Genomic DNA, 15,830 nt, shown 5'->3' with positions numbered 1-15,830 from the left:
CCACTTATATCCAGAAGAGTGGGTCGTAGCCATCACCTTTACGGTGGTGGCTATTGTTTTTGCCCTATCCCCTTTGCCGCTACGGTGGTGGGATGATGGTTTAAAGTTTATTTTTTTTGAACGCTTTGTGTTTGCTTCATTCGTTTTCGCTATAGTTTACTATCTGTGGTACTACCGTACGACATCACTTCATAAAAGTTTTATCTTCAGTTTGCGTGTGTGGTTAGTGTTTTATCTGACCTTGGTGATTCATTTTAATCTAAAAATCAATGTTAGTATTTGGCAGAATATTTTATATGATGCTTGGTTTCATCAAGTTGATTTATGGATGACACCAATTAGTAGTATTTTAGAATCTTGGCACCCGTTAGTTGATAAGGTGTTTGACACTGCCCCCTGGTATGCCACATTATTTGAGTTTTGCTTCTTGGGTACATTTTTAGTTTTAAGTTTAAAAAGTAAACGCGGCTTTCACTTAATGTTTTGCTCTACCATCATTGTTTTATTACTTGGTAGCCTGGGTTATGTGTTGTTTCCGGCGGTTGGACCATTTTTATACGACACACCGGCTTCACCTCATATGCGCGCTGTCTTGAGTGCGATGTATCAACAATATTATGCCTATGTCTCGAGTCATGGCCAGGTTTATTCTCCCGATTATTTAATCAATGGTTTAGCGGCTATGCCCAGTTTACATATTGCTAACATTTTAATTTTTTCTTTTTTCATTTATCATTATATTAGGCCACTGAGTATTGTGTATATTCCATTAACGGTGTTCATTTTCTTGGAAGCCACTTATACCAAATTTCATTATTGGACAGATTTAATGGTCGGCATTCCTTTGGCTGGTTTAGCAATTATTATTACTTATTGGTTATATGCTATCTACGATCGCGCACTACTGCCAACTCGTCACCACCGCTAATCAACACATTAATTTAATATCCCGTAAAGATATTAATAATCTTTACGCCCATCATGTGTTGCCGAGTAAATTATTCATAGATTTAAAACGGGTTCAATCTGGCGATAACATTCTAGATATTGGTAGTGGGGGTGGTTTTCCTGGCATGATAATTGCTTTGTTAGATTCAACCATTCAGGTAACACTGACTGACAGTATTAAAAAGAAAACTGATTTTTTACAGCTGTGTGTTGAAAAACTTAATTTAAAAAATGTCACTGTGTATCATGGTCGGGTAGAAAGCATGCCCAGTGAATTTAAGCATAAATACGATCATGTCACCGCCCGAGCCGTGGCACCATTAGCCACTCTTTGGCGCTATGCTCAACCTTTATTAAAACCAGCTGGTACATTAGAAGCCATGAAAGGCACATCTGATCCAATTCCAACCCATTTAAAACACACCGTTATCCCCTGTCCCGGGTATGATAATACAGTTATTGTGTCGGTTCAGTCTTAAAATATTTTTTACCCTGCAAATGTGTCGGCAAATTTGCTTCACCAGAGGCTTGACCATAACCAAATTGTTTCATTAAAGCGGTTGGGGCATTACGTAAATGCATGGGCACCGGGGAATTAGGTGTATCTTTAATATCTGTTTCAATCATTTTAGCGGCTTGGTAAACAGCCCGGGATTTTTTCGCCTGGGCACAATAGGCCACGGCTTGAAAAATGGCATACTGCCCTTCCGGTATACCCAACGCATGCACTGTTTGGTAGGCAGACTGACACACCACTAAAGCCTGGGGGTCGGCATTACCAATATCCTCCGAGGCAAACTCTACCACGCGCCGCATAATGTATAGCGGATCTTCCCCGGCAAACACCATGCGCCCACACCAATACAACGCGGCATTCACATCATTAGCCCGCATGGTTTTATGGAGAGCCGAAATAATATTGTAATGTTCCTCGCCGGTTTTATCGTAGCGCAGGGCAATTTTTTCGAGAATCCCTTTTACATCTAGGGTTGTAATTTTAGCCACATCCGGAAATGATTGTTGTAATAATTCAATAGTATTCAACGCCACCCGTCCATCACCGTCGGAAATATTCACGATCAATTTAATAATGTCCGGTTGTAGAGACATGCCATGGCATGTCTCTACAACGGCATGTTGTACCATTTTTATTAAATCAACGTTGTTTAATTTTTCAAACACCACCACCTGACACCGCGATAACAACGCCGAATTTAATTCAAATGATGGATTCTCCGTGGTGGCACCAATCAAGGTTACTGTCCCCTGCTCAATGTGTGGCAACAAAGCATCTTGTTGGCTTTTGTTCCAACGATGAATTTCATCTACAAACAAAATGGTTTTTTGAGCATGCAATAATTGATCCGTCTTGGCTTGAGCAATCACGTCACGTAAATCTTTCACCCCAGACGTGACCGCCGATAACGAAATAAACTTAGCTTTGGATGCTTCGGCAATAATGTGCGCTAAAGTCGTTTTACCGGTGCCCGATGGACCCCAAAAGATTAAGGACACCAAATGATCTTGTTCGATCATGCGTCGAATCATGCCATTCGGCCCGACTAATTTTGGCTGACCTAAAAAATTAGCCAGAGTCTGTGGCCGCAACCGTTCGGCTAAGGGTTGGTTTAACTTTGTGTTGTGGGTAAAGAGGGTATCCATAATCTACCAATAGTAATATCGTCTCTATTTTTTCCCCATTTTTTAAGGTTGCTAGATAAATCGCCTGATAAAACTGTCGGCGGTAACTCGTGTAAGTTTTTACCAATATTGTTTTTTATGCCATCACTGGACTGTACCAAATACAATGGTGCGCCCGGGTGTTGTTGTCTAATGTCTGCTAATGAGGTAACCATCACTTCATGTTGCTGGCCATGTGCTGTCCGACGAAAAATCCCTCTAGTCCAGTCAGTCTTTACTACAATATCTGGTTGCTCCCGGCCTATAACGGGTGGCCGCAAATTATACACTTGATCGTCTGCCACTATCACCTGCTGACCATCACCAATATCAATTGTTACTAAACTATCCAACTTAGGCAAATACCGCGTGGCCAATACAGTAGTAGATCCTTGACCTTCCATCGTGTTCAAACAAGTTGCTATAGCGCTCGACACCTGCGCTGTCACGTACTCTGCTACAGCTTGCGCCGTAGTTAATGTATCTGGCAGCGAGGCTAAAACTTGCTCAGCGGTTAAGCTCACCAGTCGCGCGGCTTCGAAAGAATTATTCCTCGGCGTAGACACACCGTCAGCTAGCGTTAAACTGCCATGTACTCGATCGGCTCGAATTACATCCTGGCCAAATTTGCCCAATAAGTATTTATTCCATTCCGGATCACGTCTGGATTTTGCTAACCCGGCTGTCTCAATGGTAAATGTTTCCAGCGGTTGTTTTAGTTCAACTTGGGGTAATCGGCTTAACATTTGATCTGCTTCACTAACAACTTCGGTAATACGCCCAGTTAATTCGGCAGTGATGCGCTCTGCACTGAAATGTTCTAATTGATCGGTTAACTGTTCGAGTAACTGTTGGGCTTGCAGTAATTTATCCGGCTGACTTTTTTCTTTTAATATCCACTGTCGCGCGCGTTCAAAGCGAGCTTGCCAGGTATCAGGGGCTGCCCGGAGCAAACGCTGACGCTCAGCTAGTTGCCACACTAAGTCTTTGGCATGCGCTAATAACTGCTCATGATTGGTATCAATCTGTCTTTCAAATTTTTCTGTCATATTTGTGTCACTAATTGGCCACAGGCGGCGGCAATATCTAACCCACGGGAATACCGGATGGTCGTAGAAATGTCGGAAGATTGCAGGATGTGTTGGAATTGCTCGAGATGTTCTTGGGAGGAACGTTGGAGTGAGGCAGTAGTTTGGTTCCAAGGAATCAGATTCACTTTTATTTGATGTTTTAAAGGCACAAACATTTTTACTAGGGCTTTGGCTTCACTCGGCATATCATTTACATTTAACAGCATGACATATTCCAGTGTGACATGATGACGACGATTATGTTTGGCGGCTAAGTATTCCTCAATCCCAGTTTTGATTTGTTTAATAGTTTGGTGTTTATGACTGGGCACAATTTTAGCGCGCGTCGCATCCGTGCCAGCGTGCAAAGATACAGCCAAACGCACATCAGGAAAATCTGGGTCAGCTAATAATTGTTTTAACGAACCAGGAAAAGCTACGGTAGAAATTACAATTCTGGTTTTACCAATGCAAAAATCTTGCAGCAAGATATTGATCGCTTCTTGCACAGCCGTGATATTAGCCAATGGTTCACCCATACCCATAAACACGACATTGGTAATTGGTTCAGTGAAGTTGAATTTCCAATAACGTACTTGGTCAATAATTTCATCGGTGGTTAAGTTGCGTTTTAACCCCATCGTACCGGTGGCACAAAACGTACAACCCATGCCACAACCCACTTGTGAAGATACACACACGGTGCGCGTACCACGAGAGTTCTGCATATACACCGATTCAATTTTTTGCCCATCGTGTAAAGTAATGATCGCTTTTTTAGTATCATCTTGATCTGAAGAAAATACTTTTATGGTTGTTAATGATGACCAGGGAAAAGTATGAGCCAATTCTTCACGTAAAGTTTTTGATAAAGTAGTGACATGTTCCCAATCCGGTTGCGTAAACCAAGCCAAACGCACTTGATCAATGCGGTAGCGCGGTTGTGCCTGATCAACTAAATACTGACTGATTTGATTTAAGACTGTCTCCATCATGCTATACTAATGAAATGTCGCGAAAAAAGCTAGCTAAATTCGCTGAATTATCTAATTTTCCTCATGTTTTTGAGAAACCAGATCAGATGCCGACCTGGCCAACTCCTTTAATTGTTGAATTAGGCTGTGGTTACGGTGAGTATACTCTAGCCCTGGCTCAGCGTTATCCGGTTAACCATTATGTGGGTATGGATATTCAAGGGGAACGCTTATGGCGTGGTGCGACCGCCAGTGAAACTTTGCATTTAAACAATGTCTGGTGGTTACGCGGCTTTGTGGATCACTTACCACAATATTTTGCTCCACAAACTATTACTGAAATTTGGTTAACCTTTCCTGATCCGCACCCTAAAAAAGGTGGCACCAGAAAACGTTTGACTAATCCTCGTTTTTTAGAATTTTATAAACAACTGCTAGTCCCGGGTGGTCGCTGTCATCTTAAAACTGATTCTGATCAATTATTTAATTATTCACAAGACAGTATTGTAGCATCAGGCGGCGTAATTGATGGCTACACCGGGCCGGATTTGGATATCATAACGCGGTATGAGAAAAAACACCGCGCGCTGGGTGCTGCTATCCATTACGTTACCTGGCACTGGCCAGAGTACACCTCCCCAACCCCCCGCCTTGCCGGCGTGGCAGGTCCTATTCTAGGAGGGAGTAAGAAATAATCTGTTTCTTTATTTAACCCTTCCTACAATAGGAAGGGTGCCTGAGTCTTCGAAGGCGGGATGGTGTTCTGAGGTTCAAGACTATTGGTTGACAAAACCTAAAAAATATCGTATCTTTCCGGCTATGATCTCGGATATAAAACAACAAGCCCTCGAGGCTTATAAAAAATATCATGCCCTAATCCAACAATTAGGCAGTGAACAAAAAAAACAACTGCACGACATGATTACTAAACTAGAACAAGAAAAATTAGCCGCCATTCAGAAACAAATTGATCAATCATAAACATAAATAATATATTATGGGACAAGCATTGGAAAAACCAGGTCATCAACTAGAAAAAGGTAGAAGTGAACCAAAAATTGATCCAGTTAAAGACACTCAAGAATTCTTAGTGAAAGTTTGGAATGCCAGTGGAGCCGCCATTAAGCAAGAAATTGATGAACCAGCTAAACCATTATTAGATGCAATTGGTCGATCGGATCAAACCGGTGAAGTTACTAAAGCTGCCCAGGCTGTTCATACAAATATTGAACAACAAGCTGAATTAGATCAACAGGGTTTATTAAAAGAACTGCATAAACAACAAGAATATTTAAAAGACCCTGCCCTGGTTACACCTAAACCACCGGAGCCAAAACCAACTGTATCAGTGGATGGAATTAAGCCTGCTCCTGCTCGGCAATAGCCAAGAGACGATTATATTTAGCGACACGATCACTCCGTGATAACGAACCGGTTTTGATATACTCAGCATTTACCGCGACGGCTAAATCGGCAATGGTGGTATCTTCGGTTTCACCGGAGCGATGCGATACCACTACAGTGTAACCATGAGTTTGCGCCAAGCGAATCGTATCAATGGTTTCGGATAAACTGCCAATTTGGTTTACTTTAATTAAAATGGCATTACCAACTTGACGCTCGATACCCAGTTGTAATCTCTCCACATTAGTGACGAATAAATCATCCCCCACTAACAAAATAGTTTTACCTAATTTTTTAGTTAAGTCTTGCCAGTTCGACCAATCATCTTCCGCTAAACCATCCTCTATGGAAATAATATGATATTGGTTTACCCAGGTTTGGTAAAGTTGCATGAGTGCAGCAGGACTGAGTGATTTTTTATCAACGGTGTAAGTACCTTTAGAATCATAAAATTCTGACGAGGCAGGATCAAGGGCGATTTTAATATCCTTACCAAAAGTGTAACCGGCTAATTTAGTCGCCGCCGCAATGGCTTGTAAGGCAGATTCGTTACTTTTTAAGTATGGGGCAAAACCACCTTCATCACCCACACTGGTTGATAATTTCTGTTCATGTAAATACTTTTTTAGGGCATGAAACACTTCTGAACCTTGCCGAATTCTTTCCGAAAATAGCTTGGCTTGGGGCACAATCATGAATTCTTGAAACTCCAAACCGTTATCTGAATGCTTACCACCATTTAAAATGTTCATCATTGGGTGAGGTAATGACCAACCCTTAAGTGGCAAACGATAAAGTTTACGAATATGTTTATAAAAGGGTGTACCAGTAGCATCGGCACCTACTCGTGCCGCGGCTAGTGACACGGCTAATATGGCATTGGCTCCCAACTTTTTTTTATTTTTAGTACCATCTAACTTTAACATCATCTCATCTAACGCCCGATGTTGCAAAACATCTTGTCCCACTAATTTCTTAGCAATAATCGTATTAACATTTTTTACGGCTTTTAACACACCATTACCACCGTACCGTTTTTTATTACCATCGCGTAATTCGACCGCTTCATGTACACCAGTCGACGCACCGGATGGCACCATCGCCTCAGCGGAATAACCATTTCTTAGTGTGACTCGCGCTGCTACAGTTGGATTACCCCGTGAATCTAGTACTTCACGAGCCTGAATCGATTTGATAATTAGTTTAGACATATAATTCCTGGTAGTTGTTTACCTTCTAAGAACTCTAACATAGCACCTCCGCCGGTAGAAATAAAGGAGACTTTATCGGCTAAGCCGGCTTGGTGGACAGCACTGACGGTTTCACCGCCACCTAATACAGAATAGGCACCACTGGCTACTACCGCTTTGGCCATACCTAAAGTGCCAGCGGCAAACTCGGGTTGCTCAAACATACCCATCGGGCCATTCCAGATAATGGTTTTAGCACCCGACAGGGCTTGAGTGTAAGCCTGCACTGTGTTCGGTCCGATATCCAAAATACGGTCTTGTTTATCCCACACCACATCACTGGGTAACATGATCTTGTCAGAGATTAAACTTTTAACTGTATTTATTAAATCTGGTTCAACTAATGATTTTTTAACATCATAACCTTGGGCTAACATCATAGTGTTAGCCAGTGCCCCACCTAATAATAGTTTATCAACTTTGGGTAAAAGGTTTTTAATTAAAGCTAACTTGGTAGAAATCTTGGCGCCACCAATAATGGCAATCACTGGATGCTCTGGTGTATTTAAAACTTTGGATAATTCTTCCACCTCACGTTGCATCAATAAACCGGCGGCATGAGGTAGATATTGAGCCACACCAGCCGTGGAGGCATGCGCGCGATGAGCGGCACCGAAAGCATCGTTCACATACACTTCGCCTAAACTAGCCAATTGTTTAGCAAACACCGGATCATTGGTTTCCTCTCCTGGATAAAAGCGAATATTTTCTAAGAGCATCACTTCACCAGCTGACATAGCCGTAATGGCCGATTTGACGATTGGACTAATCAACTCTGGTGTATACAGCACTTGTACGCCTAACACTTGGCTGATTGTTTCCACAATCGGAGTGAAGCGCATAGTTTCTACCACCTGCCCTTTCGGCCGACCAAAATGAGCCATGAGTACAATTTTGGCACCATGCTCACGTAAATAATTTACCGTCGGAATGGTTTCTGTAATGCGCGCCGTGTCGGCCACTTTACCCGTCTCATCGACTGGTACGTTGTAATCCACCCGCAGTAAGACGATTTTGTTTTGGAGATCTAGGTTGTTTAGTGTATTCATAATGGTTGAGACCTCGCCCCCACCCTTCAACTCGCCGGGCTCGCTCAGGGCACCCCCTCTCCTTCTGAAGGAGAGGGGGACGGGGGGAGAGGTCTAATTAATTAATTGTATACGCTCCATCTTTTGTGCCGCGTTGGCCGTCGGAATTTTCGATGGTGACATTATAAGAGCCGCGGGGCATTTTGCCAAATGGTATGACCACACTAATTTCTGTAGCCGAGTTTACATAAGTAGCATTGGCTTTGTAATCACCAAAATACGCCGTGGCGCCATGTCTAAAATTAATACCAGTGATCCGCAAGGCTTTAGTTTCACCACTACTGGTGGCTGCACTATTTGATGATGGTGCTACACTGGCAACGGCCGGAGCCGGTAACGTGTACGGAAGATCTATGCCGTCACCTAAATCAATTTTCCGAATCAAATCATTCATACTATCGGCCACTAATAAATTATTCCCCTTGCGCACTAAACCAACCGGATTATCAAATTGGGCATGCACCCGATCACCATTTATATAGCCACGGTTACCGTCACCCGCTACCAGTTTAGTAACCCCATCCGCTAGATCAGCCACGCGTATCATGTGCGTGCCGGCTTCGGAAAAAAAGATGTGTCCACGATTATAATACACCTCCACTGGTAAGTTTAAATACGCCTCAGCAAATTTGCCATCCAGATATCCCGGTCGAGTTGGACTACCGGTTAGGGTCGTAACTTGCCCATCGCTTAGACGAATTTTACGAATGGCATCATTGTTTCTATCAGCCACATAGAGATAATTATCACCGTTATCGATGGTTAAACTAATCGGCACATTAAATAAAGCGCTACTACCGGTACCATCTTTATAACCATAGGTTTGGGCTTTACCGGCCACTAATTTGGTGTGGCCTTTATTTCTACCATATAATGTCACCCGTCGAATGACTTGATTACCGGTATCGGCCACATAAGCGTATTTACCATTACTATCTATTACTATGCCGCCCGGTCGAGAAAAATAGGCACAAAATTTCTTCCCCACATCAAATTCATTCGGGCACGCTACCCCTTCTTGGTAACCATTATTATCACTACCGGTGGCATTAACATCACCGGCACCGGTTAAATATGACACACTTTTATCGGCAATATTTACCTCACGCAACCGATTATTATTGCGATCAATCACATAAAGTTTTGTTCCATCTGGAGAAACCGCTAAAGATAAGGCGTCAGACAAACGACCGTTTTCACCAACGAAAGCCGTATCATCGTTGGGTGGATAATTATCAATGGTGCTACCCACTAAGGGACGAATGGCTTTATCGGCCGTGGTGATATATTTTACCTTATTGTTTTCCGTATAATACAATTTGGTTTTATCTTTGGTGATAATAATATCTTTTGGCCGACCCGGTAAACCGTTGGTACCATTTTTGTTATGAAACCGATCTTTACCGGCAAAATGTACCACGTCAGTAAAATTACTCAACGATAAGCGCACAATTTCACTGGTACCGGTGGCGGCAATAAATAAATAGTCACCGTAGCGTGTTAAACTGGTGGGATAGTTAAAAGCAAATTCAAAAGAATCTTTAAACTCTAAATAAATGGTACAAGTTCCCGTTGACCCGGTTGAATCATTTTGATCAACCAGACGAATTTTACCAGCATCACCGGTATTTTGAATCGGCAAATCGCGATCATAGGTATTACCCGGATCACCCGTACCGTCAGTTACATAAATATCATCCGCACTGAGGCTATCACCCTCCACCACTGTTAACCCCCATAAGTTTTCAAAACCGGATGACAAACAGGTGCTATTATTTTTTCCTGAACTGCCTTTTTGCCCGGCTATGATTGTTTGGCTACCAGAAGATAACTCTACTCGCACCAAAGTATAATCCAAACTATTAGCGATATAAGCGTAATCACCACTCGTTCTAACATAGAATTTTTTTGGCCCATTTAAACTACTCGTGATGGTACGTTGACTGGAACCATCTAGGTTCATGCTGATAAATTTATCAGCGGCATAGTCGGTAACATACAATTTAGTCCCCCGCACCATCAACCCTTCCGGCCGATTCAAATCACTGGCAATGGTTGTGGTAGTGCCATTCGAAAATTTCTTAATCTTGCCGTTGCCGGCATCAGCGATATACAAATTTCCTGAGGTATCGCGAGCGATGGCCGCTGGATGACCAAATTTTGTTTGACTGGCACTGCCCACGGTATCACCATAACCACCAGCGCCAACTACCGTACTGACAATACCGGATGAATCAATTTTTCTAACAACTCCATTAAAAGTATCGGCGATATAAAAATTGCCGGCGCCATCACTAAGGATATCTTCCGGAAAATCAAAATAAGCGTCCGTACGGAAACTGCCATCACCGGAGATTAGTTTACCAGCATAAGTGGTGGTATCACCGAAAGCCGCCTGGGTGGGGAGAGGAAAAGAATAAAGAATTAAGAATAATGAAGTAAGAATGAAGAATTTAAACATGCAGGGAGTATAACATATTTTATAATACCAGGTAGGTCAAATGGATCGCTGAAAAGATGAAGGAGATGAAAACGCTGAAATTAAACCCTGAAATCAAGTAGAGACGTTGCATACAACGTCTCTACCGGGTGTTCTTACCTGTTATTTTTGTTATTAAATTTATTGTTCATAAGTTTCTTCGCTGCTCGATCAAAATCAGATATATAATTTTTGTCTTGTTTTTTACGATATTTTTCGTATTCGCTTTCTGCAGAAACTACTGCTACTTCATGACTAATTTTTCCATTGTCTTCTAAAATATTCCTTTCATTAAATCGTCTTTCACTACTTCTAATATCTCTGATGCGAGCCAGTTGTTCTTCAAAATAATCTTGACCAAAAATAGTATTTGGGTTTTTTAATCGTTCATCGTCCATGGTAAAACCCTTGATGATATATTCTTTGAGACGTTCAGTCGCCCAAATTCTAAAATTAGTGGCCATGACACTGTTTACTCTGTATCCAACAGATATAATCGCATCTAAATTATAAAACTCAACATCCCTTGTTACTTGTCTTTTGCCTTCATTTTGAACCTGTGCAATTTTTGCACAGGTTGCTACTTTATTAAGCTCACCCTCCTTAAATATATTTTGTAGATGCTTAGTAATAACACTTCTTTCTACTCCGAATAACTTGGCTATCTTCATTTGTGTCAGCCAGATATTCTCATCATGCAAAAATATCTCCACCTTAACTTTGCCATTTGGCGTAGTGTATAATAAAAACTTCGAAAAGGTGTTTTGTTTAATAATCTGCTTGTTGTTTTTCATAATCTGATAATAAAAGCGTCCCCAATCACTTTGGCAACGCTTTATGCTGGTGATAATAAGGTATTTTTTTGTTGTTGTCAAATTGAACTGTACCAACACAGGTAGAGACGCGATTAATCGCGTCTCTACCTGTGTTGGTACAGTTATTTTGTATACGAAAAAAGGCTCGAGATGGATGTATGGGTGGCGGCGACGACAACGCGTCAAGCCTACCACACCTATCCAAATCGAGCCTTACTACTCTTTGATCACCAGCGCCACTCCGGTGGCAGGTGATCGTCAACCGGGAAAAGCCAGAGGAACCAGTCTGGCATTTCCCACGCGTGATTCAACCCCATGGCGTGCAGCACCATGTGGTCGAACCACACTGCGTTCCATCCGTCGGACACGTACGGTCCGACGAAGAACGCCCACAGGCCGACCACGATCACCGTCGACACGGTGGCCGGCCCGGTTCCCTTCCCAAACGACCTCTCACCCATGTGGGGAAAGAGGAAGATCAGGATCCAGCTGGCGGGGCAGTGATACAGCCGCCAACAGGTATCCCCGACCTTCACCCAGTTGTTCCCCAACAGGTGGAGGAACCCGATGCCCCCGGTCGCCATCAGCACCATGACGGCGGTGACCACGAGCATGAAGAGGACATCCGCGTCCTCCGGCCCGTGGGAGTGGGCATCCGGGTACTTTTTCCTGGCGGCGTTGATGATCAACACCACCAGGATTGCCAGGACGGTGCCTGGCCACTGGAGTCGCTCGACCACCTCTGGGTCGGCGAGTGGGGTCCCGTATCCCCACTCCCACACCCACGGCCCGAGCCAGACGACCGCCACGAGCGCGGCGGCCGCGACCCACACCTTGGGGTGGTACCCCAGGGTGAGCCAGTTGGGGAGGAAGGGCTCGTGATGAGCCTCCTCCTTCCCACCGGCGTGGGCGGCGGGGTCGTCAGTTCCACTGTACATAATTGAGCGCACGATCGCGACCCCGATAATAGTCATCAAGAACGGAACCAGAATCGCAAGAGCCGTAGTGAGACTCATGAAATCTCCCTGTAGAGACGTCCCGGCGGGACGTCTCTACAATTTGTTGTTTGAATTGTTGTTTGTTGAAACACGAATGTCGGCGAACCACAGTAATGACTATGGCTCAAACCGACGAGAAACTGGCGTGATATCTTTTACGAGCCACACGCTAATGGCTCGGGCTGGCTAGGTGGACTTCTTGCCACCACCGATACCGGGCGCGAACCCGACAGCGGAAGCTACTCCAAGCAGGGCGGCCATATCCGTCCCCTGAATGAAGTAAAACTTCGCCAGCTCCTTGACCACGTCACCTCTGACCTTTTCGTCAGAGAGTTTGGCGGTGTCAAGGAAGGCTTCCATTTCCGCCATTCGAGTCTGGCGGAGAATGTCGGCCTTAGCCTTGGCCACGGTCTGCTGGATGAAGACCGTGAGCCTCTCATCACTCACCTGCCGGATGTTGTCCGGCAGATCCACGTCCTTGAGCCGCAACTCAATAACGTGGATACCAACTTCGTGCATGTGGTGCACGAAGTGGTCCAAGTGATTCCCCACCTCGGCCGGGATGTCCGAGATGGGCTCATCCCCCGGGGCGAGCGGGGTACGAGGACGACGCGGAGCACCACGACGAGCGAACTCGTAGAGGTGCCCCGTCAAGCCATACAGCCACGTCCCCACCGAACCGGCGAGGGCCTGCCCGAGAATCTCCGCCGCGTGTTCAAGCTGGTGATCCAGCGAGTCCACGTGGAAAAGATAAGGCAGACCGACGGCCCGCAGGGACACGCCGATCTTCAGCCGGATTTCCGGACCGGCCATGCTCGTGGGCACGAACCCAACGATCATGTCCACATCCGGAATGACCTGCAAGGTCCCGTACTCCCCGGGGCGCGGGGCGTCGGGCTGCTTGTGATCACCATGACCGCCGGCAGCGTGTCCGTTGCCGCCGTTGCCATGGTTCCGATTGAAGATCTCTGCCACCATCAGTTCCGGGATGGCGAACCCCGGAACTCCCCCAAAGAACGCACCAGGGAGAATCCACTGGGCGTCGTTGAGGAACGGGCGTGGATCCATCCTGGGATTGTCCAGGATGGTTGGATCCGCATGGTGGGCTCCGTGTGCCACCAATGCGGGGGTCGGCCGCCACGCACACATCCACTCCCAGACCGCCTGTGGCCCTTGGGAGAGAACGTCGCTTGGTACCGACTCCTTCGCCGGGGGGACACCCGTGAGATCCCCGACGAAGGTGTAGACCGTGGGCCCCGTGCGCACGGCCTTGAACTTTCCCGGCCTGTCCAAGCGGAAGAACACCTGGTCCCGCTTGGACCACCGGTGGGTCTGGATGATCGCCCACGCCACCGTTGCCACAATCAGGCAGACGGTGCCGAGTACCCACGCCACGGCCACTGAGGCCTGGGCGATGGGACCCTGCGGGGCGATCTCGGTCGCCGCCCATTTCATCCCCACGAGCCCCCAGTGCAAGAGGCTTGCGCCCCAGGCACAGAGCACTCCCCAGAAGAACGACCCTGACGGGAACGCCCTCCCGGGTGAGAGGATGAAGATCGTGGCGAGTCCGAGTGCCACGATCAGGACGGTCGCCCCCTGCATCCAGGGGTAGATCCAGACCGACCTATCAATAGGGACGTGGCACAACAAAAACATCGCCAGTCCCCAGAGAACAACCTGCACAGGAACCGGGGCTTCCACCCCGATATTCCCGTGCCTCCCCCGCACAAACAGGGAGAGGACGACCAACGTCGCCCCCGCCCCGAACAGGGGGGTCACCCACTCGTTTTCGGGACCGAGGAACGCGAACGCGCCCCCACCCCCGAGCACGGCGAGCAAAAACCCGAGGATAGCCACCAGCCGGGCCGACAGCCCGGACAGGAGGTTTTCCATGACGTCATTCAGATCAGAAAAGAAGCCGGTCATGGCCTCTCCTTTCGGTTTTTGTGACCAAACCCCACCCAGTGTGATCAGAGCATCATTGCCCCAACCGTCCCCTGGATAAGGCTCACAGATAGACCGAGATTAATAACCGACGTCCCGGTACCCCCTGTCCTGGTAGAGACGCGATTAATCGCGTCTCTACCAGGACAGGGGGTGGGATGGTTCGGTTATTCATTTCGATCTACCTGCACCGTATATTTCAAACCAAACAGAAATATATGGTTTTTTTAATTCTTTACATTGATAAATTGTCAAAGGACTCGAAAAACCGTGACAAATAGCTTGTTTTTAAGGCACAAAAAAGCGCCTCAAAAACAGAACACATTATCACATTTTTTGAGTTTTGTCAAACCCAACAAAAACCGGCGGAATTACAATGCCCTGTCCTGTAGAGACGCGATTAATCGCGTCTCTACAGGACGTGTGTGTATTTCTTCCTTATAATCTGCCTCGTGCCAAACACAGTTAAACCACCTAATACCATCACAACTCCCCACCATTGGGCGGCGGTAAAGCCGTACCAGTGGTTATCGGCGATGCGCCAATTGTCTAAAATAATTCGCACCAAACCTTCCCACAGTAAAAATATCGTCACAAAATATGGTGGTAAGGCTTTGGTTTTGTACCGTAGATAAGTAAATAAACTAAATAACACTGCTCCATCTATCACTAGATATAACCCATGATTATGGCGCACGAGGCCATCCACAAAATAAACCTCACCTAAGAAGAAATTTGTCACCGTTCCGGGATGGTCAAAAATAAAGAAACAACCCAACCGGCCGATGGCAATACCTAACGGTAAAGCGTACACCATTACTTCCGCATAAGGTAGAAACGGTAATTTTTTATATTTAAAATAAATCACTCCGGCTACTAAAGCCCCAAAGAAACCACCGCTGATTGACATCCCTCCTTCCCAAATTTTTAAAGCATCTAACACATGTCCGCTAAATAAAGACCATTCATCAAACACAAACCACACTCGACCCATCAACATGGCCGCCACCATTATCCAAAAACTGGCGTCCACTACGGCGGTGTCATTTAATTGCCGCTGTTTAGCAAACTGTTTAACGACCAATACCGCTACGATAATACCAAGTGCCACAAACAAACCCCACACTTGAATCACGATTGGTCCAAGCGTAATCGTTGCCCAATGTAAATTCGGTAACAT

The 15,830-nt window shown here is 45.5% G+C and carries 15 protein-coding genes; 5 read left to right on the top strand and 10 right to left on the bottom strand.

Annotated elements, in window-relative coordinates:
* Positions 1-73: 73 nt before the first annotated feature.
* Both WCV88_02895 and rsmG read left to right on the top strand, forming a co-directional pair.
* A complete protein-coding gene (locus WCV88_02895; protein MFA6475130.1) occupies positions 74-928 on the top strand; it encodes a phosphatase PAP2 family protein in 855 nt (284 codons plus the stop codon).
* A complete protein-coding gene (rsmG, locus tag WCV88_02890) occupies positions 882-1,427 on the top strand; it encodes a 16S rRNA (guanine(527)-N(7))-methyltransferase RsmG (GenBank protein ID MFA6475129.1) in 546 nt (181 codons plus the stop codon). Before WCV88_02895 ends, rsmG begins: the two co-directional genes overlap by 47 nt.
* Here the strand turns inward: rsmG and WCV88_02885 are convergent.
* From WCV88_02885 to rlmN, 3 genes are read right to left on the bottom strand one after another with little or no spacing between them, the layout of a single operon-like run.
* Positions 1,405-2,610 (bottom strand): replication-associated recombination protein A, encoded by a 1,206-nt coding sequence (locus tag WCV88_02885; GenBank protein ID MFA6475128.1) that lies wholly within the window; start codon positions 2,608-2,610, stop codon positions 1,405-1,407. The genes rsmG and WCV88_02885 overlap by 23 nt on opposite strands.
* Positions 2,577-3,677 (bottom strand): hypothetical protein, encoded by a 1,101-nt coding sequence (locus WCV88_02880; GenBank protein ID MFA6475127.1) that lies wholly within the window; start codon positions 3,675-3,677, stop codon positions 2,577-2,579. The genes WCV88_02885 and WCV88_02880 overlap by 34 nt, the downstream gene beginning before the upstream one ends.
* Positions 3,674-4,693, bottom strand: coding sequence for a 23S rRNA (adenine(2503)-C(2))-methyltransferase RlmN (gene rlmN / locus WCV88_02875; GenBank protein MFA6475126.1), 1,020 nt, complete (start codon positions 4,691-4,693; stop codon positions 3,674-3,676). Before rlmN ends, WCV88_02880 begins: the two co-directional genes overlap by 4 nt.
* Positions 4,694-4,707: 14 nt before the next feature.
* Here rlmN and trmB point away from each other — a divergent pair, with 14 nt between their 5' ends.
* The 3 genes from trmB (at position 4,708) to WCV88_02860 (ending at position 6,056) form a co-directional block, all read left to right on the top strand.
* A complete protein-coding gene (trmB, locus tag WCV88_02870; GenBank protein MFA6475125.1) occupies positions 4,708-5,367 on the top strand; it encodes a tRNA (guanosine(46)-N7)-methyltransferase TrmB in 660 nt (219 codons plus the stop codon).
* Between the two features lie 124 nt (positions 5,368-5,491).
* Positions 5,492-5,653: a hypothetical protein gene (locus WCV88_02865; GenBank protein ID MFA6475124.1), complete on the top strand. Its 162-nt coding sequence runs from the start codon at positions 5,492-5,494 to the stop codon at positions 5,651-5,653.
* A gap of 16 nt (positions 5,654-5,669) precedes the next feature.
* Positions 5,670-6,056, top strand: coding sequence for a hypothetical protein (locus WCV88_02860; protein MFA6475123.1), 387 nt, complete (start codon positions 5,670-5,672; stop codon positions 6,054-6,056).
* Here the strand turns inward: WCV88_02860 and eno are convergent.
* The 7 genes from eno to WCV88_02825 form a co-directional block, all read right to left on the bottom strand.
* Positions 6,031-7,287 carry a phosphopyruvate hydratase gene (gene eno, locus WCV88_02855; GenBank protein ID MFA6475122.1) on the bottom strand — a complete coding sequence of 419 codons (1,257 nt, stop codon included), beginning with the start codon at positions 7,285-7,287 and terminating at the stop codon, positions 6,031-6,033. The genes WCV88_02860 and eno overlap by 26 nt on opposite strands.
* The gene (locus WCV88_02850; protein ID MFA6475121.1) at positions 7,275-8,375 is read right to left on the bottom strand and encodes a phosphoglycerate kinase; all 1,101 of its coding nucleotides are present in this window, start codon (positions 8,373-8,375) and stop codon (positions 7,275-7,277) included. The genes eno and WCV88_02850 overlap by 13 nt, the downstream gene beginning before the upstream one ends.
* Positions 8,376-8,472: 97 nt before the next feature.
* Positions 8,473-10,875, bottom strand: coding sequence for an IPT/TIG domain-containing protein (locus WCV88_02845; GenBank protein ID MFA6475120.1), 2,403 nt, complete (start codon positions 10,873-10,875; stop codon positions 8,473-8,475).
* A 134-nt stretch (positions 10,876-11,009) separates the two neighbouring features.
* Entirely contained in the window at positions 11,010-11,687 is a 678-nt protein-coding gene (rhuM, locus tag WCV88_02840) for a RhuM family protein (protein ID MFA6475119.1), read from the bottom strand.
* Positions 11,688-11,935: 248 nt separating this feature from the next.
* Complete coding sequence (locus tag WCV88_02835; GenBank protein ID MFA6475118.1) at positions 11,936-12,646, bottom strand: hypothetical protein; 711 nt, start codon at positions 12,644-12,646, stop codon at positions 11,936-11,938.
* A gap of 246 nt (positions 12,647-12,892) precedes the next feature.
* Positions 12,893-14,632, bottom strand: a complete 1,740-nt coding sequence (locus WCV88_02830; protein ID MFA6475117.1) for a hypothetical protein — start codon at positions 14,630-14,632, stop codon at positions 12,893-12,895.
* 430 nt (positions 14,633-15,062) lie between these two features.
* A complete protein-coding gene (locus WCV88_02825) occupies positions 15,063-15,830 on the bottom strand; it encodes a prolipoprotein diacylglyceryl transferase family protein (protein MFA6475116.1) in 768 nt (255 codons plus the stop codon).

The sequence above is a fragment of the Patescibacteria group bacterium genome (assembly GCA_041665365.1).
In the GTDB taxonomy this organism is placed as follows: domain Bacteria; phylum Patescibacteriota; class Patescibacteriia; order UBA9570; family UBA9570; genus UBA9570.
Note: the sequence above shows the minus strand (reverse complement) of the source record. Positions and strands in the feature narration are given on the sequence as shown.